The 23,394-nt window shown below is 41.4% G+C and carries 18 protein-coding genes and 1 pseudogene; 1 reads left to right on the top strand and 18 read right to left on the bottom strand.

Features of this window, described 5'->3' with window-relative positions:
* Positions 1 to 179: 179 nt before the first annotated feature.
* The 15 genes and pseudogenes from IGJ42_RS06630 to IGJ42_RS06560 all read right to left on the bottom strand — a co-directional run bounded on the left by IGJ42_RS06630 (position 180) and on the right by IGJ42_RS06560 (position 17,792).
* On the bottom strand, positions 180 to 1,763 hold the full coding sequence (locus IGJ42_RS06630) for a glycoside hydrolase family 43 protein (RefSeq protein ID WP_016621191.1): 1,584 nt from the start codon (positions 1,761 to 1,763) through the stop codon (positions 180 to 182).
* Positions 1,760 to 2,569 carry a hypothetical protein gene (locus IGJ42_RS06625; protein WP_016621192.1) on the bottom strand — a complete coding sequence of 270 codons (810 nt, stop codon included), beginning with the start codon at positions 2,567 to 2,569 and terminating at the stop codon, positions 1,760 to 1,762. Before IGJ42_RS06625 ends, IGJ42_RS06630 begins: the two co-directional genes overlap by 4 nt.
* A gap of 1 nt (position 2,570) precedes the next feature.
* Positions 2,571 to 4,739, bottom strand: a complete 2,169-nt coding sequence (locus IGJ42_RS06620) for an alpha-galactosidase (protein WP_086332276.1) — start codon at positions 4,737 to 4,739, stop codon at positions 2,571 to 2,573.
* Between the two features lie 12 nt (positions 4,740 to 4,751).
* Complete coding sequence (locus IGJ42_RS06615) at positions 4,752 to 5,882, bottom strand: glycoside hydrolase family 88 protein (RefSeq protein WP_086332275.1); 1,131 nt, start codon at positions 5,880 to 5,882, stop codon at positions 4,752 to 4,754.
* A pseudogene (locus tag IGJ42_RS06610) lies at positions 5,879 to 7,615 on the bottom strand (DUF2264 domain-containing protein). The gene IGJ42_RS06615 and the pseudogene IGJ42_RS06610 overlap by 4 nt, the downstream one beginning before the upstream one ends.
* Positions 7,616 to 7,656: 41 nt before the next feature.
* Positions 7,657 to 8,067 (bottom strand): PTS sugar transporter subunit IIA, encoded by a 411-nt coding sequence (locus IGJ42_RS06605; protein ID WP_223347079.1) that lies wholly within the window; start codon positions 8,065 to 8,067, stop codon positions 7,657 to 7,659.
* Positions 8,068 to 8,269: 202 nt separating this feature from the next.
* Positions 8,270 to 9,112, bottom strand: coding sequence for a PTS system mannose/fructose/sorbose family transporter subunit IID (locus IGJ42_RS06600; protein WP_016621197.1), 843 nt, complete (start codon positions 9,110 to 9,112; stop codon positions 8,270 to 8,272).
* Positions 9,105 to 9,965, bottom strand: a complete 861-nt coding sequence (locus IGJ42_RS06595; protein ID WP_016621198.1) for a PTS mannose/fructose/sorbose/N-acetylgalactosamine transporter subunit IIC — start codon at positions 9,963 to 9,965, stop codon at positions 9,105 to 9,107. The genes IGJ42_RS06600 and IGJ42_RS06595 overlap by 8 nt, the downstream gene beginning before the upstream one ends.
* A 4-nt stretch (positions 9,966 to 9,969) precedes the next feature.
* Positions 9,970 to 10,458: a PTS system mannose/fructose/N-acetylgalactosamine-transporter subunit IIB gene (locus IGJ42_RS06590; RefSeq protein ID WP_086332272.1), complete on the bottom strand. Its 489-nt coding sequence runs from the start codon at positions 10,456 to 10,458 to the stop codon at positions 9,970 to 9,972.
* A 262-nt stretch (positions 10,459 to 10,720) separates the two neighbouring features.
* Positions 10,721 to 13,459, bottom strand: coding sequence for a sigma 54-interacting transcriptional regulator (locus IGJ42_RS06585; protein ID WP_086332271.1), 2,739 nt, complete (start codon positions 13,457 to 13,459; stop codon positions 10,721 to 10,723).
* A gap of 138 nt (positions 13,460 to 13,597) precedes the next feature.
* The gene (locus IGJ42_RS06580; protein WP_005229917.1) at positions 13,598 to 14,404 is read right to left on the bottom strand and encodes a gluconate 5-dehydrogenase; all 807 of its coding nucleotides are present in this window, start codon (positions 14,402 to 14,404) and stop codon (positions 13,598 to 13,600) included.
* Positions 14,405 to 14,426: 22 nt separating this feature from the next.
* Positions 14,427 to 15,269, bottom strand: a complete 843-nt coding sequence (gene kduI, locus IGJ42_RS06575; protein ID WP_005229915.1) for a 5-dehydro-4-deoxy-D-glucuronate isomerase — start codon at positions 15,267 to 15,269, stop codon at positions 14,427 to 14,429.
* Positions 15,270 to 15,281: 12 nt separating this feature from the next.
* Positions 15,282 to 16,280, bottom strand: coding sequence for a sugar kinase (locus tag IGJ42_RS06570; protein ID WP_086332270.1), 999 nt, complete (start codon positions 16,278 to 16,280; stop codon positions 15,282 to 15,284).
* Between the two features lies 1 nt (position 16,281).
* Positions 16,282 to 16,929 (bottom strand): bifunctional 4-hydroxy-2-oxoglutarate aldolase/2-dehydro-3-deoxy-phosphogluconate aldolase, encoded by a 648-nt coding sequence (locus IGJ42_RS06565; protein WP_016621203.1) that lies wholly within the window; start codon positions 16,927 to 16,929, stop codon positions 16,282 to 16,284.
* 110 nt (positions 16,930 to 17,039) lie between these two features.
* Positions 17,040 to 17,792 (bottom strand): IclR family transcriptional regulator, encoded by a 753-nt coding sequence (locus IGJ42_RS06560; RefSeq protein ID WP_016613298.1) that lies wholly within the window; start codon positions 17,790 to 17,792, stop codon positions 17,040 to 17,042.
* 151 nt (positions 17,793 to 17,943) lie between these two features.
* Here IGJ42_RS06560 and IGJ42_RS06555 point away from each other — a divergent pair, with 151 nt between their 5' ends.
* Positions 17,944 to 18,684 carry a MurR/RpiR family transcriptional regulator gene (locus IGJ42_RS06555; protein ID WP_086332269.1) on the top strand — a complete coding sequence of 247 codons (741 nt, stop codon included), beginning with the start codon at positions 17,944 to 17,946 and terminating at the stop codon, positions 18,682 to 18,684.
* 18 nt (positions 18,685 to 18,702) lie between these two features.
* Here the strand turns inward: IGJ42_RS06555 and IGJ42_RS06550 are convergent, their stop codons facing one another.
* The 3 genes from IGJ42_RS06550 to IGJ42_RS06540 form a co-directional block, all read right to left on the bottom strand.
* On the bottom strand, positions 18,703 to 20,076 hold the full coding sequence (locus IGJ42_RS06550) for a gluconokinase (protein ID WP_008381546.1): 1,374 nt from the start codon (positions 20,074 to 20,076) through the stop codon (positions 18,703 to 18,705).
* A 220-nt stretch (positions 20,077 to 20,296) separates the two neighbouring features.
* Positions 20,297 to 21,628 carry a 6-phospho-alpha-glucosidase gene (locus IGJ42_RS06545; RefSeq protein ID WP_061054494.1) on the bottom strand — a complete coding sequence of 444 codons (1,332 nt, stop codon included), beginning with the start codon at positions 21,626 to 21,628 and terminating at the stop codon, positions 20,297 to 20,299.
* A complete protein-coding gene (locus IGJ42_RS06540) occupies positions 21,628 to 23,256 on the bottom strand; it encodes a PTS transporter subunit EIIC (RefSeq protein ID WP_086299549.1) in 1,629 nt (542 codons plus the stop codon). Before IGJ42_RS06540 ends, IGJ42_RS06545 begins: the two co-directional genes overlap by 1 nt.
* Positions 23,257 to 23,394: the final 138 nt, after the last annotated feature.

The raw sequence follows: 23,394 nt of genomic DNA, 5'->3' as shown, positions 1-23,394 counted from the left end.
AAGGCTTTTCATTCTTTGAAAAAAGGCACAGACTATGGGCAATCTGGCGCTGCTCATTCATTCTGTGCCCGTCTTTCTTTTATTTTGTCTTTCATGCTATCTCGTTCTATCCTTGAACAAAACGAGCGAACAATGAATGAATCGCTTAAGCAAAACCCGCTGATTCACTTTACGCCCTCTCACGAATGGCTTTCCGTGTAAGTAAAGAAATCAAAATCTGCGTAGGATCGATGATTATCCATGTCTTGTGCACAGATACCTACCATTGCGCCGGTAAAAGCTAGTTTCCCGTTTTCTTTGATAAAATCACTACTTAATTGGGCAGCTGAGACCGGATCACCAATCATTTGCCATGGTTCATCCCCGACAGCATATGAAAACTGTGCCCATTCATGATCCACTTCCACTGCTAAATGAATGGCAAGATTCGGTTGGATAACTAATCGTTCTGAAGCATATTGAAACTGATTGATCGCATCTGTTTCTAATTGGATATATTTTTCTTTGGTTTCCTCATCGTAGGAAACATGCAGGTAATGCCAATTATCTGTATCAAAAAATAAGGTCAAACCTGCTAATTGTTGAAACGACTGTGGTTCAAATTCCATTTTGGTTTCTACGCGAAAGGCAAAATGCTGCCAACGTCTGGCAATCAACGTCTGACGATGCAAACTCGTTATACTTTGTTGACCGTAAAGACGTAAATACCCTTTTCTTTCTGAAAGTGAGCACTGGCTGCCAATTGGCTGTCGAAGACTTTTAAAGTAACTTGGCAAAGTCGGCTCATCAAAATCTGTCCGAGAACTATGGTCTTTTTTTTGAATGACTTCTTTTGCAATACTTGGTTCATCAATCAAACGTTCTGGTGCTGAGGTACCAGTAGCTAAACGAGGCCAGCCATCGATCCACTCTATTTTTTGAAGGGCGGTTTCCCGACCTAATGGACAATAGCCACGCTCCGTCAATGGGCGTGCACAAATGTGAACGATATACCATTCATCAGCCGATACTTGAACAAAAGAAGCATGACCACTTTTTTGTAACGGATTTTTCGGATCATTTTTGGTTGTTAAAAAAGGATGATACGGTGAAAGCTCATATGGACCCATCACCTGTTTTGCTCGACATACTGTCGCAGCGTGACTATAATCGGTTCCACCAGCAGCTGCTAGTAAATAATACCAACCATCTTTTTTTAGGATCTGTGGCCCCTCACAGACCCCTAGATCTGTTCCTTCAAAGAATTTTTTTCTTTCCCCCACCAAAGATTTTGTAGCTAAATCGAATTCCTGCATCACAAGACCAGCAAACCGTTTCTTTTCCAAACGATGGTCAAAAAGCATACTCATTAGATAATGTTTTCCATCATCATCATGAAAAAATGCCGGATCAAATCCACTGGCAGTGACAAAGACAGGTTCACTCCAAGGTCCAGTAATTTCTTTTGCCGATAGCACATAATTCAGTGTGTCTTTGAATGCCGTTCCTGTTTTCACATCAGTGATCAACAACCAAAATTGCCCTTCGGAGTAGCTTAAGTGTGGCGCCCAAATACTACCGGAATTTAGATTGCCCACTAAGCTAACAGTGGTCTCGCCTTGTAACGGCTGAGCAACAAGCGTCCAATTTACTAAATCAGATGAATGATAGATTTCAACACCGGGCATCCATTCAAACGTTGACGTTGCTAGATAATAATCAGATCCGACTTTGACTACACTGGCGTCAGGATTAAATCCTCTAAGTATTGGATTTTCTATCATTTGCTTTCCTCCTGGTGACATTCAGTGCCATAAATTTCAATTTGTGTTAGCGCTGGAAAGGGTGATTCATCATGATGCTTAATCAATTCCTTTAACAAAATTGAGGAAGTACGGATTTTGGTAAAGCTGAAATATTGACGATCGAGTTGATTCGTTGGTTTCAGGATTTCTTGTTGTCCGTTGGAAAATTCGAGTGTCACTTGCGTCCAGTAACTATCATGAGGATAGTCTCCTCTAAGAACCAAAGCGATTTTGTCGATCTCAACGTTGCGACCAAAATCGATCGTCAATTGCGCGTCCGCTTGTTGATTGATGCCCCATGATTGATATGGAAAAGACCCGTGGTTCTCGTTGGCGATCATGCCATCGATCGCATTTCTTGCAAAAAATGTCGAATCATTTCTAGTTTCCACATTGGCATAAGCATGAGGATAGGCGCCACTATGATTCTTTTGATCATGGGCATTCACTGCCAAATTTCGATAGGCGTTGATTTCGTATTCTTTTGCTAACCAGGCGTGTAGATAATGGCGTTTTCCTGAAAATAATTTAGGCGAATACGCTCGCCGTAGCGTGTCTTCTGTAATGATTGGAAAGATCCATTCACTTTCTTTCAAATAAACCAGACTTGGTGCAAGTGCCTCATCCACTTGCAGCCAGACGAATAGTGGCGCTTTCGTCGTCGTAAGCATAATTTTCTCACCGGCTTGATAAGTCCGATCTTTAAATGCAAGATAAACTTCTTCTGAGTGGGTATGTTCCTCGATCGTGTGCCCCTCATGATCAATTAGTTTTAGTGTCAGCATATTATGTCTCCTTTATCGGCATAATTTTCCATCTTGTTGCAAAAAAATCTTCCGACGGTTTGGGAATCATTAGTCCGATTTCCATCAACTCAGCGCCGGATCGTACCGTTTCATTGACTTGATACAGTTGGTCATTCTTTAAGGATTTCAGCTTTAAGCGCTTTGGAACTGTGTTTGGTTTATTTAAAATATTGATATGAGTAACGATCACTTCACTCGTCATTAAGTTCTGTTTTTGCCATGCGTATTCATTTTGTGAATCATAGACAGCGAGTCTCGTCTGTTGACCAAATTGGAGTGTTTGCCTTTCTAGCTTGTACTGCTTGATCTGTTGTGCCAAACAATCTTTTTCTGCTTCAGATAATGCTAAAAGATTCAATTCATATCCAAAATTGCCTTGTTGAGCCACAAGTGCTCGTGTGTGAAGGGAGGTCACTCTGCCTACTTGGTGATTCGGCGATGCTGTGACATGGCAGCCCATCGTGCTGGGTGGATAAAGCAGTGAGGTCCCTTTTTGGATTTCTAATCTTGCGATGGCATCAGAGTCATCACTTGTCCAGATTTGAGGCGTGTAATATAGCATGCCCGGATCAAAACGACCGCCACCTCCAGCACAGCTTTCTATCAAAACATTAGGAAATCGCTTAGTGATCGTTTCTAAGACATGATATAAGCCTAAAATATAGCGATGAGAAAATTCTTGCTGATGTTCTTTTTTCAATCCACTAGAAAAGCTGTCAGTGATATTGCGATTCATATCCCATTTCAAATAATTGATCTCATGGGTGTCTAACAACCAGGTTATCTGTTCAATCAAATATTTTTGGACTTCATTTAAAGACAAGTCTAAAACATACTGATATCGGACTTGCTGTGGTCGACGATTTGGTACACGTACGATCCATTCGGGATGCTGCTGGTAGAGAAGGCTTTTTTTCGATACCATCTCTGGTTCGATCCATAAACCGAAATCGAGTCCTAGCTCTTTGATTGCCGTAATCAGTTGTTGCAAACTGCCCCCCAATTTTTCTTGATTTGGTGTCCAGTCACCTAACGACGTTCGTTCATTTTCTCGCTTGCCAAACCAACCATCATCTAAAACAAAGCATTCGATACCGATTTTAGCGCCCTCATTAGCTAATCGCAAAATGCGTTCTTGATCAAAGTCAAAATAGGTTGCCTCCCAATTATTCAATAAAATCGGACGCTCTTTGTTTTTAAAAGCACGAGGTACGACACAGTCCTCATAAAAAGCATGAAATTTCTGACTCATTTGATTCAAACCATCTGCATACAAGAAAATCGCTTCTGGCGTATCAAATGATTCACTCGGAGCTAATGTCCAACTAAAGTCGAAAGGATTGATCCCGATTTGCATCCGGGTGTTTTGATGCATGTCGACCTCGGCGCTTGCAACAAAATTCCCACTGTACATTAATTGACAAGCGATGACCGCACCAGCTGCTTCTGTGGTATCTGGGGAAACTAACGCTATAAAAGGATTTTGTCCATGACCACTCGCCCCACGTTTACTATCGATTCCCTGCAGCCCCTGAACAAGTTTGCGTCTTGAAAGATGCATTTCTCTACCCCAAGCCCCTGATAAAAGTAATAACTCAAAATCATCCGTTAAAAAGTCAAGATTGAGAGACATCGCTTTGGTCAATACGACCTCCTGATCTGAAGGATTACTAAAGGTGACCGATTGTGTAAAGACATCTTGCTCCTGAAACGCAGTGATCTTTAGGTGGAGACTCACTCCTGTATAACGATCGCTTAATTCAATAATTAGATAATCAAGCCTTTCAGTATTTGCGTAAGGCAATCCATTAAGTGGCTGTTTGATTTTACTAAATGAATGATCAACGTATCTAAAATCTGAAAGACGGCTGCCGTCAGCGTAAATTTCTTGATGAGCTGGACTTCTTAGATCAGAATTGCCAAATGCAGGATAGCCTACAGGTATCTGTTCCAGCTTAAAGTTTTCAATACTGTCGGTATCAGCCAGATAGCTTGCCCTTGGAATCTCCGTGATCACATAGGATAGATCACTTTTAGGTAGTTTTTTTCCAAAATAAGCCAAAGTTAGATAGCCATTCTCTGTGACTATAAAGCTAAGTTGGCTGTGCTTTGTTGTAAGCGTGATCGTTTCTTTGCCTGAACAGTTCATTGGTCGCTCCTTTTACCAAATCAAAAAATCTTTATCTAGCAAGCGTAAAATCGCTTCGACAAAATAATAATCACTGTAAATGATCGGCACTTCTGTCCACGGTTCATCGTGATAGCTGCCTGTTGCGCAATCAATCAAACCGTCTTTTTCCTCATCCCAAATCGCATAGTTGGCCTCTGTCGCTTTTAAAATATTGATCGCCGCATCTGTGTAAAGATCTTTTTCTAAATCGTCTACGTGTTTTGCGATTTCCAATAGGCCACAGGCAGCACATAATCCAGCAGAAGTATCGATCATCACGGGATTTTTAGGTGAACGAAAATCAACAACTGGTATCCAGTCTGTTTTCGAGACTTCCGCAATAAAATAGTGAGCAACTTTTTTGGCTGTTTCTAAATATTCCTTTTTCCCCGTATGCAGATAACTTAATGCAAATCCATAGATTGCCCACGATTGACCACGAGACCAAGCAGAACCTGAGGCATAGCCTTGTCCGGCTGGTGTTTCAACTAGTTCACCGTTTGTTGGATCAAATACACCGATATGATTGACTGAACCATCTGGTCGAACGATGTGATTCATTACTTTGTCGGCATGGTCTTCTGCCATATAACGAAAACGTGGATCACCGATTGCTTCTTCTGCCCAATACAACAAGGGAATATTTAGCATCGAATCAATAATGACCCAACCGGAACGATCGCGATTCCAAGAGCGAATAAAACCTCCTCTTGGATTGTAGCGACCCGCTAATAGATGTGCAGCATGTAATCCTCTTGCTTTTGAACGCTCATTTTCCGTCAAACGGTAATTAGCGACCGCTGTATGCAGCCACATAAACCCAACATCATGATGCAGTCCGGTGTATTGATCGAAAGCTTTATCCAACCGAACTTCATTTATTTCTGCTGTTTCTTTATAGGCTGGTTTCCCAGTTGCGTGATACATCTGCCATAACATCCCAGCCCAAAACCCATTGGTCCACCACACGGGATCAGTTACACCTTTATCTTCTTCATATAAACCTGTCATCTCATTAGGAATGTACGGGATTTTTTCCCCCACCCGCGCTACTTGTACTTCTAATTTGTGGTCGATTTTTTCAAAAATTTTTAGTGCCCATTGTTTGATTTCATCATTCATTTCGCAAATCGCTCCTTTTTAATTGTTAAATCAACGTTTCCCCTAAGTTGAAACGCATTATTCGTTTCATGAAAAGTAACTTTTGGAAGCAGCTGCTTGGTTTTTTGACCAATGATATGCGCAACCAAAACAGTCCGCCCAGCTTCGATCACAGTCGTTAACGTCGGAACTGCATTTTTTTCACTAGAATAAATATTGGTGTTAGGTCCTTGAGGAATCACTCTGGCAGTTCGCACATCACCAAGATTACGAATGATCGATTCCCCTTGTTCGTTTTCAATAGCGCAAGAATTCTCCTGAATGATCGCCTGATTGTATTTGCGGTTCCAATTTGCCAAAGGAAAACCACCTTCAACCACTTCCAACGGTTGGTTTGTATGAATCTCATGGATGCGGATATGATTGGCAGCATCGATTGGAACCAAATACGTCGTGATCGAAACCTCTTGCCAGACATGCCAAAAACTAACCCCATAGGAATCATACATCTTTGTTTTTTCAATTTTCCCAAGGGTCATATACTGCTGATGACCGGGTATTTAAACTGCTAACGTCGAATCGATTGCAAATTGCTCGATTCCTTGGATATCCCGCGTGACATTAAAGCCAAAATAGCTTGAATAAGCAAACTTGCTGTACTTTTCAAAATGATGGTACAAAAGTGGATTATTGCTACATTGCAAACTACTTAACGCGGTTGTCTGATGTAAGTCGTGATTGATATGAAATCCAGCATGTGCTTGAACAGTTTTATCTCTTCGTTGGATGTTCATGGCGCTGATCGCCTGCCAAAACTCATGCTCTTCAGGGAGTGCGAGCACAACAAAGGTTTTAAATGCCCACATAGGTGACCCGGGGGCATTGTAATCTTCCGATAATAATTGCTGATTGTATCCATATCCGATCGAGAGGTTTTGTTCTTTAGGTAAAACGATAGGTCTTTTTTGCCAATCAGAAATATTTTTTTCCATTAGTCCTTTTATTTCGGACACAGACAAACTCGTTTCTCGATAGGCCTCTGTAAGCAAAAGCGCACTCCAAAACGAACAATGTGCAAAACGATAGGTCAAACTACGACCAAAAGGAATCGATCGACCCTCTGCGTCAAACCAGTGTTTAAACGATTCTGCAAAAATGATGGCTCGCTTTTTGTAGCGCGTTTTGATCTCTTCAGGAAAGCAATAATTGATCAATAACCCATAAAAGTGAAAAGCAAAAGCAACATAATAATCTCTTTGGCGATTGACCCCATCTGAGTACCATCCTTCACCTAAATAACATTCTTCAATTATTGCCAATGCTTCGTCTATTTTTTCTTGAGAATAAGGACTATTATTTTTCTTCAAACCAAGATTGACCAATAGCAAAAAGAAAAACCAATTGCCCTTGGGCAGATCAATCTCGTTGATTTGATATAACCATGCGAGGAGTTCTTTTTTACCTTTGTTCGAAAATAGTTGAAAGAAGGAGGATGGATAACGACCCAATATAAAACCTAATACACCTAATTCCACTGCAATCTGGCGATTTTCTGTTGAGAGTTTAGGTAAATTTCCTTCTTCGACACAATCAATAAAATCTTGGACAGTGTCGAATGTCTTGAGCTTCTGGGGTTGGTCACCATACGCTGGGAAAATCCCCCAAAAACTCCTCATTATTGCTTCAAACGATCGAATTTCTTTGGTATAGCTGCTACCGCTTTGTGCCAGATATGAGCGATCGTTGGGCAACATCCTTTCCATCCACATCTGCAAGTCTTTTTTAGAAATCATCATTAAAAGAAATCCTCGAATGATTCTTTGATAGAAGGACGTAAATTTTGAACAGTCATCCCCTTGCGCACCTCTTCAATAATTGCTGCGATCTGCTGTTCTGATGTGCTTTGACTAACTATAATTTCCATAGCAAGAGGGAGATTCATACCGGTAACTAATACTACGTTCGGTTGCTGGGTCAAACGCATGGCCGAGTTACAAACACTGCCACCAGCAATATCACCTAGAATAACAACTTGTGTTTCCTCATCGATCAGCGCTTCGATTTGATTGGTGATCAAATCTGGATGGCCTCCTGGCATCAGTCCAAAGGCATATAAATTTTCCTGAGTGCCGATAATCATTTCTAATGCTTTTTTCAAGCCATTGGCTAATTCGTTATGTGAGATCAAAAAATATTTTTTCTTCACTTTGTTCACTCCTTGTTCGATTTTGCTATTCGCTTAGTTATAAGCAATATGTATGCCAACTTTCTGTCGAAAGTGGCGAACTGTTTGTTTTTCCTTTTCGAAAATGATGCCTGCAACTGTCTCGAACGAGGACCAAACGTATTTATGTCGATCAAAAGCTAAGAGAACTTCTCTGAATCAACCAGAAAAGTTCTCTATCAACTTATCCTGCAATACCTAGAATCGTCAAAACGACTGATGCTAAAAACATCACGACTAATGCTAAAACAGGACGATTGTGTTTACGCAAGTAGGCAAAGCAACCCATAGTGATCGCTAACGGTAATAAACCTGGCATGATCGAGTCAAACACATTTTGCAGGTTGAAGGTCGTTCCTGACAATTCTGCAACAAAAGTTGTTCTAAACGTTACAAATTGAGCCGTCATTGCTCCCGTCATGATCAATCCCAACACTGCAGAACCTTTTGTAATTGCCGCAAAGGTACCTGATTTGAGTGCCTCTGAGATGAACTGACCGCCTGCTTTATAGCCTAACACCGTTGTAAACCAACGAATCAGCATGTTTGGTACATTTACGACTAATAAGAACAAGATCGGTCCTAAAATGTTTCCTTGTTCACTGAGCCCTAATGCGATCCCGGTTGCAATGACTCGCAAGACAGAAAGATAAATCGCATCACCGATCCCAGCTAATGGACCCATCAAAGAAGTTTTTAATGCAGAGATCGAAGTAGCATCAAAAAACTCTCCTTTGTCTTTCATTGCCTTATTCTCTTCTTCCATCGATAACCCTAAAGCAGAGATAAAGCCATTCATTGCAGGTGCGGTGTTATAGAAATCCAAATTACGATTCATTGCTTCATAAAACTCATCGGTATCTTTTCCATATACTTTTTGTAAAAAAGGTGCCATTAACCACCCATAGGTAATTCCTTGTTGCTTTGTATAACTTGTACAAAACATTAAATATTGGTTTCTCCAGAACATTTTCGAAACGATTTTTCGTTCTTCTTTGTTTAATTTAAGCATATCATTTTTAGTCATTGAAAAAGTCATCTCCTTCGTCTTCACTTGCGGTCGATACAGTTGGACCACTGCTAACAGCTGGATTCTTCGCTGCTCTCAACTCTGCCATCACAACTAATGCTGCAACGATAAATCCGATAAATGCAATCTGTACTAAAGACAAGATACTACTTGACTGGGTTGTGATCACACCATCTTTGACTTCGGTCGCACGTTGATAGAAAAAGAATGCACCTAAAGCAAATCCTAAAAAGTAATAGGGAGCCAAAGATTTTTGCCATAGCATTTTTAGTAGTAGAGCAAGACCAATTGCTGGTAGCATGGTTGAAGCGACGGTCATAGAACTTTGAACCCATTCAGGTAACCAGTCAACAAACGTTTTTACTGCATCGGCACCTAAAAGGATAACGACAAAACCTAATAAGAAATAGCACAGTTCAAATCCCCAAAACTGAATATGCCATAATCGGCTGAATGCTCGATAATTGTGATCCTTAATATGTTTTTCAAATCGAGGAACTAATGAAGTGACAACCATCTTCATAACGGAATATAGCAAGGTACCTAACATGGAGATCGGTACAGCTAATGCGATCGCTACATTTAAATCCGAACCAACGATCATGGCAAATGCAGCACCAAAAATGGATCCTAAAGTAATATCCGAAGGCATAACGCCTCCTAAACTAACATTTCCTAAGAAAATCAATTCCAGCTGAGCACCCATAATAATTCCTTCAGTCGGATGACCGAGAAGCATTCCTAATAAGGCAACGATAAAAATAGGTCTAGCTAGCTGAGTGGATCCCCACCAATCCAAAAATTTTGCTAAAGCGACGACAAATCCAACGATTAACGCATTGACTAACATAAGTTTAACCTCCTATTAATGATTTCAAAGATTGTGGGGTATCATCTGGTAACGGTTGATAGCTAAAATCATACCCAGCATCAAAGATCTCTTTCAGTGTTTCTTTGTCTTCTTCTGATAAATAGACAGTCTCTGTGATCTTTTCTTTGTCTGACAGACTACCGCCGATCCGTCCATAATTTGCCATATTCAACATTGGTTTCTCTTTAAGTTTTGGCACAAGACCAGCGACATATTTCGGTTCATTTGTAACAACTAAGATTTTTAATTGTTCCGAGCGTGGATCATTCAAAATAGCAATCGCTTTTTCTAATGAGAGCACTGCAACTTTCACCCCTGAAGGCCCTGCCATTTTTAACGCACTTACTTGAATTTCGTTTTGTGCGATACCATCACTAACGACGACGATGCGACTAATCCCCAACTCCTTCGACCATTTCACAGCTACTTGACCATGCACAAGACGGTCATCGATTCTTATCATTGAGATCATATTGTTTCCTCCATTTTTTGTTTTGTCGTATTACTAATAAGCAATTTCTGTGCCAAGTTTCTGGCGATAACAAATATTTCGCTCATCTTCTCACAAGAATAAATAAAAACGCTATCATAAAAGGCTTTCTATTTACTGATATAAAAAATTGTTCCTAGTTTAAAAAACAAAAAAAATCCATTCTTTCCAGCCAAAAAAGTGAAAACGAAACACTTGATCATCTGTCGGAATGGATTGTTTTAGTGTCGAAGAAGAATTTTTATCAGTCGAAAATAATCTCACAGAGATAATTTAGCTCGTATTCGCTGATTTTGATATTGTAAGCCACCTCTAAGCCCTCTAATGCTTTGGCGATAGTTGCTTTTTCTTCCATAAACTTGCTCGGATCTCCTTGATAAATTGGGACTTCTTGATTTCGGATCAGACGTTCTACTAAGCTTGCGATATGTACATATAATATCGCTTTTTTACTGTTGGATAATTGAAGCTGTAAGTACCGCTCCAAACTAACAAATCCTTGGTCAATATAGGAAATGACTTTATTGACATCTAAGATCGTCACCGCCGAAAGCAGCCGTTCGATCGATAGATTTCGTACAAGATTGTCATTGATCGCTTTACGAATGGCCGGATCTTTGACAAGAACAAAAATATCATCAATGATTTCTTGTCCTTTACCAGAAATCAAGTCTTCTAAAGCGATGTATGGGACACCATCAATTTCTGGATCAGCTGTTCCCACGATTCCTTGCACATCATATTGTTGAAATAGACCATTCTTCTTTCCATACTTTTTCAAGTAATGGTAATCTACCGCTTCGATCTCAAACTTCGTTTCTTCAGGGATACTCGCTTTCAAAAATGATTGCAGCTGCTGTGCTGTTCCAAGACCAGTCTGACAAACAGTGATCAGCAGTGGCTGCTTTTGCTTTCTCGGATAAGTAACTTTGTATTCGATCGAGAGACCTTCCTTGATTTTATCGCCAATAATCTTAAGGTCGTAATTATTTTGCATCATTTCACCCACGAATAATGCTTGCTGTGTCGTGACGTTATTGATAATCAATAATGGCCCATCTAACAATGGTTCTAACGTATCTGCTAAGAACATAAGTGAACCCATGTCCGCTAAAACGATCAATCCTTTTGAGCAATCATTGGCTTTTATATAATGCGTCATAAATTCTTTGACTTTATCCACGCTGACATTAAAAGGCATATCAAAGGCATCAAAAATGTGTTCCTTCATAAAACGATTCACGACATCAGCGATACTGCTAGCAGTGGAAAATCCGTGGGCCAAAATGACGCCTCGGATCGCGTCTTGTTGACTTTCTAAACCTAATCCTTTGAAGTAAAAAGCCAGTAAGATTTTCTCCATTCTCATCAAAGTAACATCAAGCTTTGTCTCTACTAATTCCAATAAAGAATTGAGGAGCTTTGATTCCATCAATAAATGCACATTCATAAACGATTCGATCGAATCAATGGTCTTTTCGTCAATTTTGGGAATATTGAAAATAAAATTATTCCGTTTATACAAATAACTTGTCAGGGCGATAATCGAGTTGCCGCGAATTTTAATAAAAAAACTAGCTTCTAAGAAATTTACTAGTTCCTTGACTGTATTACGCAATAACTTCAAGGTTGGTTTTTCTTCTGCATCCTCGTAAACCAACATCTCCACGACTGTGCTGGCTTCTCTAGAAAGCTGTTTGACTAAATAATCTTCAGTGATTCCACCGCTTTCATATTGCTGAAACAATTTCTCAAAAACTTTAAAGATTGCATGAATGATCGTACTATCCGCTGTTTCTAGGTGCATGAAATCACCGGCTTGGCTTTGGGGTGTGATGCGGATATCTTTGTTTTCTAGATTATCGATTTCTTTCAAAGAAAGAAATCGAGACAACAAACTATTTTCGATTGACTCGGAATTGATCAAAACATAGGGGTGATTTTTTTGACGACTATACGCATTTGCACAGATAATCTTGATCAAGTTTTTCAATTCACCGACATTGTCGCGATAATTTAAATACAACAACCGATTCAAGACCCATGACGTAATGACGATTTCTTTTGCAAATTTTTGACTTTCATGAATCAAAAACGTATAGATATATTCAGAAATTTCTTTTTTTGTCCGTTGTTGCAACGACGGGATCTGAACCGTGATGGGCACGCGCCGGATAAATGTTCTTAAAAAATTTTGTTGAATATCTTCCGTAGTTGCAAAAATCAAACGGACCTGCGCTTTTCTGGTTTTATTACTTTCACCTATTCTCGAAAAGGTTTGATTATCCATAAAGGTAAATAATTTCTCTTGGCTTTCTGCTGGTAAACGATGGCATTCATCTAAAAATAAGATTCCCCCGTCAGCAGCTTCCAAAAGGCCTACTTGTTCTTCGTTTGCTCCAGTGAATGCACCTTTTTTATAGCCAAATAAGATACTACTCAATAACTCTTGATTATGATAGTACTGCGCACAATTTAATTCTAAAAAGGGGGCAGTTTCTCCAATGAGCTTTTTTTCAACGCAAAATTCATGCATCTTTTTTGCGAGTAAGCTCTTACCAACACCGGTTTCTCCGTGAAGCATGATTGGCAGTCCTGTGTCGGGATAAAATGAGGCAGCTTTGATTTGATCGATCACTCGCTGCAAACTTGAACGATTTCCGATCAATGTCGACAAAACATCATTTCCCTGCTCTTGATTTTTTGTTTCATTTAGAAGCTCTTCATAGGTATCGTAGACGGTCTGTTTTGGCGTAAAAAAGCGTTCAGAAAAAACTGTTTTGTCATAAAAGATTGCCGGTCTACTACGAATCTTAAGGACCCGTTCTTCTTTTACTAATTCGTTCAAGTATTGGCTCGTGGTATTTCTTTGAATACCGACTTTTTCGGAAATCCCTTCTGTCGTTAAGGTCTCACTTGGTGCAATTTTTTCAACTTGATTCGTATGCTCCTTCAAAACAGTCAAAACTCTTTCTTTTGACATCTTTTCCCCTCTATTCAAAACTTTTTACAAAAGTCTTTATTCTTCTTTGCTACGTGTTCTATTATCTTATTGTAGCCCTTACAGTCTACAACAAAGGAGACAGCAATTCAAAAAGAATTCTGCCTCCTTACGATTGTTTTATTCAGGTTGTTTCCCGATATACGCCAAGATACCGCCGTCTACATATAAGACATGGCCATTGACAAAGTTGGATGCCTCAGAAGCTAAGAAAACAGTTGGTCCTGCTAAATCTTCTGGCTCACCCCAACGGGCAGCAGGTGTTTTCGCTACGATAAATTGATCAAATGGGTGACGAGAACCGTCTGGTTGGATCTCTCGTAATGGTGCGGTTTGCGGTGTTGCAATATAACCAGGTCCGATCCCATTACATTGAATGTTAGCTGAACCAAATTCAGCACAAATGTTTTTCGTCAACATTTTCAAGCCGCCTTTAGCCGCTGCGTAACCAGCCACCGTTTCTCTTCCCAATTCACTCATCATTGAGCAAATGTTGATGATTTTTCCATGTCCTTTTTTGATCATTGACGGTAAGACTGCTTTTGAAACGATAAATGGAGCGTTCAAGTCCACGTCAACGACTTGGCGGAAGTCTTCAGCAGACATCTCCAACATCGGAATTCGTTTGATGATCCCAGCATTATTGACTAAGATATCGATCACGCCAACTTCTTCTTCGATCTGCTTGACCATTTCGTTGACTGCTTTTTCATCCGTTACATCACAGACATAGCCGTGGGCTTCGATCCCTGCTTCACGATAGTTTGCTAATCCTTTATCCACTGATTCTTGATCCAAGTTGTTAAAAACGATCGTTGCTCCTGCTGCTGCTAATGAACGAGCGATCGTAAAACCGATCCCATAGACAGCTCCAGTCACTAATGCGATCTTACCATCTAAACGAAATTGATCCATTGAAAAATCCATAATTGATAAACCCTCTTTCTTTTTATTTTAAGTCGTCCATTGCCACCATATCCATGTCGGTATAGGTGATATTTTCGCCACACATTGCCCAGATAAAGGAGTAGTTACTGGTTCCAACACCCGAATGGATCGACCAGCTTGGAGAAATAACTGCTTGTTCTTCACTAACGACTAAATGCTTCGTTTCATCTGGTTTGCCCATCATATGGAACACTTTTGTGTCTTCGTTGGCAAAATCAAAATACACATATGCTTCCATCCGACGTTCATGGGTATGACTTGGCATCGTATTCCAAGCACTGCCTGGTTCTAAGATCGTGTACCCCATTTGTAATTGACAGCTTTCACAAACATTTGGGTGAATGTATTGATAAATTTTCCGTTCATTTAATGTCAAGCCCTCGCCTGTCTCCATTGGTGTGACTTGATCGATACTGATTTTTACATTTGGGTATTTCTTATGTGCTGGCACGCAAGATAGATAGAATTTCGCTGGATTTGCTGGATCATCTGAGTGGAACAAGACTTGTTTGGTTTCCTTGCCGATATAGTAGCCGTCTTGTTTTTTCATTGGTTCTTTTTGGCCATCGATCGTGATCGCACCAGGTCCTCCAATATTGATGACGCCTAATTCGCGACGTTCTAAGAAGTATTCCACCCCTAATTCGCTGCTTAATTGCACTTCTAACGCTTCTTCTGTCGGTGTCACTCCGCCAAAGATCATCCGATCATTGTGGGTATAGGTCAGCATGATTTGTCCTGGTGTGAAAATTTTCTCTACCAAAAATTCTCTGCGTAATTCCTCGGTACTATAGTGACGAATATCAAGTGGACTATGGGTATAGCGTGTTTCCATGTGTTGCATGTTTTATTCCTCCTATCGAATAATTTTTCCTGAACCTGTTGCAATAAATTCTTGTATCTCATTGGCGCTAAACTGATTACAGTCGCCATGGATCGTATGTTTCAAAGCAGATGCTGCAGTGGCAAAATCAATGATTTCTTGGTCTTGTTTCTTCGTGACAAGACCATGTAGGACACCAGCTGAAAAGGCATCGCCGCCTCCGACGCGATCAACGATGGGATTGATCTCATGGGTAGCAGAAACGACATAATTGCCGTTGTGCCATAGGCTTCCTGTCAATTGATTGTGACTTGCTGAGAGCACCTGGCGACTAGTTGAATAAAAGAGCTGGATATTTGGATATTTCCGATGCATTTCTTGATAATAGTAGTCATCTTCGACTTCCTCTGTTGGAGCTGATACATCCATAAAGACTTGGGCATCTAACTGTCCTGCCGAGCAATAATCGACATAGGGGAGCACTTCTTGCAAAAAGACGCGTGCTTCAGCGGTCGTCCACAGTTTTCCACGATAATTGATATCGAAACTGATTTTACAACCAGCTGCTTTCGCTTCTTTGATCAACGTCAGTAAAAGTGTCTGCCAAGTCGTTGAAAGAGCGGGCGTGATCCCTGAAAGGTGAACAATGTCAACCCCATCAAAAAGGTCAGATTGCCACTCATTTTCTTTCATTTGAGCAAAGCTAGAGGCTGCGCGATCATAAACCACTCGCGCTGCTCGTTCCCCGATACCGGTTTCAATATAGTAAGTACCTAGTCGGGAACCGCCACGAAGCAAGTGGCGACAATCGACGCCATAGCTTCGTAAATGATGAAAAACGGCATCTCCTAAAGCATTCTCAGGCACTTTACTAGCAAAAGAAACGCGATGACCAAAATTCGCCAAGGAGATCGCAACATTGGCTTCCCCACCGCCATAATGGGCAGCAAACATCGAACTATGGGCGATTCGGTCGCCTAACGTTGTCGATAGACGCAACATGATTTCTCCTAGTGTCAGAATATTTGCCATCTTACTTTCCTCGAATCTCTTTTAATTTTGCCGCATATTGTTTCGCTACTTCTGTTACTTTGTCAAAATCCCCACTTGCTGCTGGCGCTAACAAATTCCCCCCTACACCAACGGCTACGACACCCGCCGCAAACCATTCTTGCATGTTGTCTAAGCTGACACCACCGGTCGGCATAATGTTTAATTGTGGCAATGGCGCTTTGAAGGCCGAGATGATACTTGGTCCATACGCACTACCTGGGAATAGTTTAATGATATCTGCGCCTGCTTTTAAGGCGTCCTTCATTTCTGAAATGGTCATGCAGCCAGGCAGATACGGGATTTGATATAAATTACATAATTCAGCCGTTTCTTGATCAAAAGTTGGGCTTACCACATATTCTGCGCCTGCCATGATCGCTAAACGAGCGGTCACTGCATCAAGAACGGTCCCCGCACCAACAACTACCTCTGGATTCTCTTTGAAGGTTGCTACTAATTCAGCGATTACATCCGCCGCTTGAGGCACTGTAAAAGTCAACTCAATGCCGGTGATCCCCCCTGCAACGATCGCTTTACTTGCTTGTAGTGCTTCTTCTTTTGAAGCGCCACGTACAACAGCGATCACACCGCTTTCCTTTAGTTTCATTAAATTCGCTACTTTTTTCATTAAGACCCTCCGCTTATTTCCTATTTGGAAAATGGTATTTATTATAAAGAAACTTACACGTTCATTATACCGTTCTCGTTTTTATTTGCAAGGGCTTTCCATTAAAAAGTTTACAACGCTTGCTCAATTTGTTGTTTTGTCGCAATAATCGCATCGATCAATGTCGTTTTGTATTTTGGGGTCAAGCGGTATTTCGGTAGGCTGATAGAAAACGCCCCAACGATCTCCTGATCTTTTGTCAGTGAGGCGCCGATGCAATAGATTTCTTGTTCCATTTCTTCATCATCAAAGGCTACTTGGTTCGCTTTTGCCTGTTCCAATTCTTTCTTCAACTTCAACTGATTTGTAATGGTATTTTCGGTATAAGCGGTTAAAGGCGTTGCTGCCAAGTACTCCTCTACTTGAGGGGCATCAAACTCCGCTAAAACGGCTTTCCCCATGGCAGAGCTATACAACGGTCTTGTGATTCCTACTTTTGAAGACATGCGGATCGTTTGATTCTGAGGCTCCAATTTATTGACATAAAGAATCTCATTGGCGGTCAAGACGCCTAAGTGGATCGTTTCATCCGCCGTTTTCTGCAATGCTTCCAAGTAAGGCAAGCTGATTTCCACTAAATCAAGCTCTTGAATGTTTTGATTGGCATACTTGATCAGCTTAGACCCTAAGCGATAATTCTTCTCTTTGTCGCGTTTGACATAGCCGATCATTTGTAGCGTTTCCAATATTTTCAAAGCTGTGGATGGGGTCAGTTTCGTTGCTTCTGAAATTTCTTGCAATGGTTTACTTGGCGCTTCTGCGAGGTAATCTAAAATGGTTGCTGCTTTTAGTAGTACGGTTCCATATGGTTTTTGTGTCATCATTTCTCCACCTTTATTTTCTATATAAGAAATTATAATATCTTTTTAGGAAATGCACAATCTTTTTTCCTATATATCAGCATGACGCGATTCCTATTTTACTTTCTGTCGTTATTCATTGTATGATGAAGACAAGACAAAGGAGTGCCGAACAATGGACTTAAATGTATTGATCAAAGGAAAAAAATTGACTGACAATGAGCTGCAAATTCTTGATTATTTGCTTGCAAATACCGCTGCGATCGATGGACTGCCCTTAAGAGAAATCGCGAAAGCGGTCTACACTTCCCCCGCAACCATCGTGCGGCTTGCGCAAAAATTAGGTTTTTCTGGCTATCTAGAGCTACTTTACTTCTTGAAGAATCGCTTGAAAAATCAGACGATCACTGAAGCCGCCATCGATTACCAAATTGACGCTGCCAGTATTGCAGATACGATCGAAGCGATCAAAGAAATCTATGGACGAAACAAGAACAAGTTTATTACGATTTATGCAACAGGTTTTTCGGGGATCGTGGCAGAATACCTTCACAAAAAAATGCTTGTCAACGGCATCAAAACCTTATTAGTCAGTGCTTCTGACTCAGGTGGGATCATTAGTAACAACATTGAGAACATCAGTATGCTGATCACCATCTCTAAATCTGGCGAAACACAAAAAGTACTGGAGAAGATGGCGTTAGCCAATGAGCATCACATACCAACTGTTTTGTTTTGCGGGAACGGTGAGCATCGCGCCAATCAACTAGCGACCTTTTCCTTTGAAGTGACAGATGAACGTCCCTACGACACCCAAAACATCCAGTACACCAGTTTCTTTGGCAAACTGCTCTTATTGATGGAATATATCGTTGACGCTTTCACGTGTGTTGAAAAAGAAAACCAGCAACCCTAGTGGATTGCTGGTTTTTGCTTATGCATGAAAATACGTTTTTGCCAGTTCTTGATAAAGCGCGTGGTTCTGCAGATCAGGAACAAATTTTTCATCTGGCTGATCTTGCCGCACAACAGAGCTTTTGTACAAATCATACAAGCCGAATATCGGTTCATTTTCATCGGAAAGATAACAGGTTAGCCCCAACACATCCGCGGTCATTTGACCTAATAGTTTTGTTTGAAAGAAACCACCACTTACAGTGACTGCCCCTTCCAACTGCGCCATTTGCTTTAATAAATCGATGTTCATCAGCATGCCTTCGAGGACTGCCCGTAACATATCTGAGCGATTGTGTTTCAGGGTCAAGCCAGAAAAGCCACCTGTGATTTCATTCGTCCAAAAGGGTGCCCGCTCGCCATTTAAATAGGGGAAAAAACGTAAACCGTTGCTGCCGATCGGTGATTCCTCCATGACTTGCGGCAGATAATGATAAAACCCATCAGGATCTTCTGATAAGGTCTCTTTTGCCCAAGCAAGCACACAACCGCCATTATTCGAAGGTGCCCCTACGACATAGAGGTCTTCTTGCAGATAGTAGCAAAAATTTTGTTTTTGGCGATCAAAGACCGTGGTCTCACTTACTTTACGAACCGCCGCACTGGTTCCGATCGTCAAGCTGTTGCGGATCCCTGTAGAAATATAGCCAGCATATGCTGCCAAACACCCATCGCTAGCCCCACACATCACTTCTACCTCAGGCTTCAAGCCACACCGCTGCGCCATCTCCTTGGTAATCAAAAAACGATCAGTCGGTGCACATAAAGGCGCTAATTGGGCTTTTGAAAGGGATAAATAGTTGAGAATCTTTTGACTCCATTGCTTTTCTTTCAAAGAAAAAAGACCGGTCGCTGATGCGGTACTATAATCGATCCGTGCTTGTCCAGTAAACAACGCCATTGCTAGTTCTTTTAAGCCTAACCATTTCGTCTCTTTGGAATATGAACCACTTGTTTGAAAATAAGCCAGTTTCGCAAAGGGAGACATCGCATGGATCGGTGTCCCTGTCTCTTCATAAAACGTTGCCGCCAGATCCGTTTGACGAAAGGCCGTCATCGTTTGATTCGCTTGATTGTCTGACCAAATGTAAATCTCTTCTGCTGTCTCACCAGCCACTGGCATCAAACTGTGCATGGCGGTACTGAACCCGATCACTGTGATTGCCGCTTTTAATTGGGCGGGAATCGTTGTGACACCACTGATTAATTGGCTACTGATCTGGGTCGCTGATTGGGTCTGTTTTAACCCGTGGCTATGGGTTTTGATTGGTAATGACTGTGAGTAAATGATTTTCCGATCTTCAATGACCCCAAATTTTATGGCTGTTGTGCCGATATCAATCCCTAAAAACATCGCATTGCTCCCTCTCATCTGATTCAATTAGCTTTATTCTACCATAGTTAGTGGCATATTCTAGCATACCTGTCTGATCGTTTTGTTGAGAAGACGTTTAGTGATGATTTTCTTCAGAGAAGTATTCTTCCACAGCAAAAATCAAAAAAAGAAAGATTCTTGGAGAATCTTCCTCTTTCCAGTTATCCCATCAGAAAATGTTTCGCAAATGTGAAACAAATCAAGACAATCCTGGCCAGTAATCACCATTTTCCGAGACCAAATCATCGAGTAACTCTTTGGCTACTTTTGCGCTAGGAATCGTTTTGGAAAGGCTTAACGCTTGCCACATTTTTTGATAGCTCTTTTCCACATATGCTTCGACCACTAATTTTTCCACAGTCACCTGTTGGAACATGAGCGCTTGTTGGAAGGCAGGAATTTTTCCTTGAGCGAGGGCTTCTGGTCCATCAGAACCGACGATACATGGCACTTCCACCATGGCATCATCCGGGAAGTTCGCAATCGCGCCGTTGTTTTCCACAATCATGACCATACGCTCATGAGTATTAAAAGCGATGGCGCGTGCCAAATCAACGATAAAGGTTGCATGGGCATCAATCTCGAAGGCGATCCCTTCAGCAGATCCTTGTGCCGTGATCTTTTTGGCATGATCGAACACTCGTCTTTCCCGTCCTTCCATCACTTCATTGGAACGCGTATACTCTGGGTGTTCTTTCATGTGTTCGTAGACGTAATCTGGGTATAAATAATACTTCAAGTAGGTATTTGGCAGATATTCTGGTGTGAGAGCCAAGAGGTCTTTGGCTTTTTTGTGGGTGTCTTGCCAACTTGGATCTGTATGTTGGGTATCCACTTCGATCTGCGTCAAATAGCCATGTTCTGCAACGTAGTCACGTATGGTTTGAATGTACTCCGTGCCTTCTTTGTCTTTGACACTAGTCCACCAGCCAAAATGATTCAAGCCAAAGTAGCGAACTTCTAACTCCTCTGGCTGTTTGCCAATGATTTGCGACATGCGACGCAACGTGCCCACGGGCATGTCACAGATATTCAGAACCTTTGACTCAGGACGCAAGACCCGACATGCTTCAGCTACGATTGCAGCCGGATTGGAATAATTCAGCATCCAACAATCGGGGGAATACTTTTCCATGTAATCAATGATCTCCAGCATACCAGTGATGCTGCGCATCCCATAAGCGATCCCTCCTGGACCACAGGTTTCTTGACCAAAGACGCCATGACGCAAGGGGACTTTTTCATCTTTTTCCCGCATATCATACTTTCCTACTCGGATATGCGCCATACAGAAATCGACATCGCTGAAGGCTTCTTCAGGATCCGTCGTAAATGAAAATTCGATTTGCGGTGCTTGTTCTTTTAATAAAATCGCCAGGGCTTCGCCGAGGATCGCTTGGCGTGCTTCATCATTGTCGTATAGTTTCAGCTTTCTTAAAGGAAAGCGTTCTTGATTGTCAAGTAGCATCATAACGATTCCCGGGGTAAAGGTACTGCCGCCCCCTGCGATCACTACTGAAAAATTTTTCATCATTCAATCTCTCCTTCTCTTCCAAGATAATTTTCTAATTCTTCCCGCACTTTCGGCACAGTCAACCCGTAAACGACATGGACATTTTCACCATTTTTGATCACGCCTTTGGCTTGTGTTTCGTCTTTTAGTAGCGCTTCATCCACGAGTTCAGGATCCTTTAGTTTTAAACGTAAGCGGGTATAGCAGTTGTCGATGGTTTTGATATTGTCATCGCCACCTAGCGCTTTGGTGATGATTGCTGAGATACTTGTTTCACCAGTCGGACTAGTGGCGGCTTGGTCACTCGCCATGACCCCGACACCTGCTCCAGCAAGTTGTTTTTCTTTGTACTCTTTCTTCGAATACAGTTTGGTCTCTGTCCCATCTTCTTCACGCCCGACCGTTTTCAAATTCAGTTTCGTGATCAAAAAGCGAAACAAGAAGTAATAAAGAAAGAAGAAGACGACTCCGACGATCAAGTACACTGGCCAGCGAGTTTTCTCGATCCCTAAGGGCAAGTTGTACAAAAGAAAGTCGATGAAGCCATTCGGTCCGATGGCGCGAGAACCAAAGAGATTTAACGCCACCATGCTCAAGCCGCTAAGTGCAGAATGAATGACGAACAAAACAGGTGCCACGAACATAAAAGAAAATTCGATTGGTTCAGTCACACCTGCAATAAAGGAAGTCACAACTGCTGGAATCAAAATGGCTTTGACTTTGACTTTATTTTCTGGTTTTGCCGTTTGATACATCGCCAAACAGGCACCGATCAGTCCAAACATTTTTGAGATCCCACGAGCGTCCCAAATGACACTTTGCGATAATACGCGGACTGCTGGGTCAGCAATTTCCGCAAAATAAATGTTTCGTGCCCCTTCAAAGACTTGACCGCCAACTTCTGCGACACCGCCTAATGAAGTATACAAAAACGGCGTGTAGATCAAGTGATGCAAGCCAGTTGGAATCAATAAGCGTTCCAACATACCGTACAAGAAGATGCCAAAGTTGCCCGTTTGTTGAATGATGCCACCTAAACCGTCGATGCCAGTTTGTATTACTGGCCATATAAACGTGAAAACGATGGCTAATAACACGACGACCGGAATCAAAACAATAAAGACGAAGCGCGCGCCGCCATAAACTTGAAAGGCGTTGTTAAAGGTCGTATCGATAAAACGATTATGGATCAATGCTACGACGATCCCTAAAATGATACCCAGAAAGACCCCCATGTCCAACACTTGGATTCCTAAAACGATCGCTTGTCCTGAACCTTGAAGGGCATCGGCTGGAACCAACATCCCCCGAAGCTCCATGAATTTATTCATGGCATTCAAGAAGACGAAATAACCTAACAACGCGGTAAATCCCGCTTCAGCTTTTTTCTTATTAGCTAACCCTAGAGCAATCCCGACACAAAAAATAATGCCCAAATTGGTTAAAATCGGTAATAAGGAAGCGGACAAGATACTACCAAAACCGGTGGTTATCGGATTATCCAAAAAGGGAAACTGCTCAAGCAAGCGGACATTTGTAAACACATTCCCAACGGCAATCAATATCCCTGCGATCGGCAAAATCAAGACGGGCACAAACATTGCCTTGGAGAATTTCTGCATCGCATCCATCACTTTTTCTTTCATTGAGGAAACTCCTTTGTAATTGATTTGTAGGTTCATTATAGGAAACATTTGTTACTAATAGAATAGCAAACGTTTTCAATTCAATGCGTTTCAAAGATTGGAATGTGTTTCATCCTGTTTACTTCCTTGCTAGTGGCG

Source organism: Enterococcus sp. DIV1067f (assembly GCF_050543505.1).
Taxonomy (GTDB): Bacteria; Bacillota; Bacilli; order Lactobacillales; family Enterococcaceae; genus Enterococcus_D; species Enterococcus_D entomosocium.
The sequence above is the reverse complement of the archived record's forward strand: the minus strand, read 5'-3'. Positions and strand labels throughout refer to the sequence as shown.

What these genes read in the sequence shown, in the direction of transcription:
- IGJ42_RS06630 (WP_016621191.1), bottom strand. Translation starts at nt 1,763, where the DNA reads ATGATAGAAAATCCAATACTTAGAGGATTTAATCCTGACGCCAGTGTA.
- IGJ42_RS06625 (WP_016621192.1), bottom strand. Translation starts at nt 2,569, where the DNA reads ATGCTGACACTAAAACTAATTGATCATGAGGGGCACACGATCGAGGAA.
- IGJ42_RS06620 (WP_086332276.1), bottom strand. Translation starts at nt 4,739, where the DNA reads ATGAACTGTTCAGGCAAAGAAACGATCACGCTTACAACAAAGCACAGC.
- IGJ42_RS06615 (WP_086332275.1), bottom strand. Translation starts at nt 5,882, where the DNA reads ATGAATGATGAAATCAAACAATGGGCACTAAAAATTTTTGAAAAAATC.
- IGJ42_RS06600 (WP_016621197.1), bottom strand. Translation starts at nt 9,112, where the DNA reads ATGACTAAAAATGATATGCTTAAATTAAACAAAGAAGAACGAAAAATC.
- IGJ42_RS06595 (WP_016621198.1), bottom strand. Translation starts at nt 9,965, where the DNA reads ATGTTAGTCAATGCGTTAATCGTTGGATTTGTCGTCGCTTTAGCAAAA.
- IGJ42_RS06590 (WP_086332272.1), bottom strand. Translation starts at nt 10,458, where the DNA reads ATGATCTCAATGATAAGAATCGATGACCGTCTTGTGCATGGTCAAGTA.
- IGJ42_RS06585 (WP_086332271.1), bottom strand. Translation starts at nt 13,459, where the DNA reads ATGTCAAAAGAAAGAGTTTTGACTGTTTTGAAGGAGCATACGAATCAA.
- IGJ42_RS06580 (WP_005229917.1), bottom strand. Translation starts at nt 14,404, where the DNA reads ATGGATTTTTCAATGGATCAATTTCGTTTAGATGGTAAGATCGCATTA.
- kduI (WP_005229915.1), bottom strand. Translation starts at nt 15,269, where the DNA reads ATGCAACACATGGAAACACGCTATACCCATAGTCCACTTGATATTCGT.
- IGJ42_RS06570 (WP_086332270.1), bottom strand. Translation starts at nt 16,280, where the DNA reads ATGGCAAATATTCTGACACTAGGAGAAATCATGTTGCGTCTATCGACA.
- IGJ42_RS06565 (WP_016621203.1), bottom strand. Translation starts at nt 16,929, where the DNA reads ATGAAAAAAGTAGCGAATTTAATGAAACTAAAGGAAAGCGGTGTGATC.
- IGJ42_RS06560 (WP_016613298.1), bottom strand. Translation starts at nt 17,792, where the DNA reads ATGATGACACAAAAACCATATGGAACCGTACTACTAAAAGCAGCAACC.
- IGJ42_RS06555 (WP_086332269.1), top strand. Translation starts at nt 17,944, where the DNA reads ATGGACTTAAATGTATTGATCAAAGGAAAAAAATTGACTGACAATGAG.
- IGJ42_RS06550 (WP_008381546.1), bottom strand. Translation starts at nt 20,076, where the DNA reads ATGTTTTTAGGGATTGATATCGGCACAACAGCCATAAAATTTGGGGTC.
- IGJ42_RS06545 (WP_061054494.1), bottom strand. Translation starts at nt 21,628, where the DNA reads ATGAAAAATTTTTCAGTAGTGATCGCAGGGGGCGGCAGTACCTTTACC.
- IGJ42_RS06540 (WP_086299549.1), bottom strand. Translation starts at nt 23,256, where the DNA reads ATGAAAGAAAAAGTGATGGATGCGATGCAGAAATTCTCCAAGGCAATG.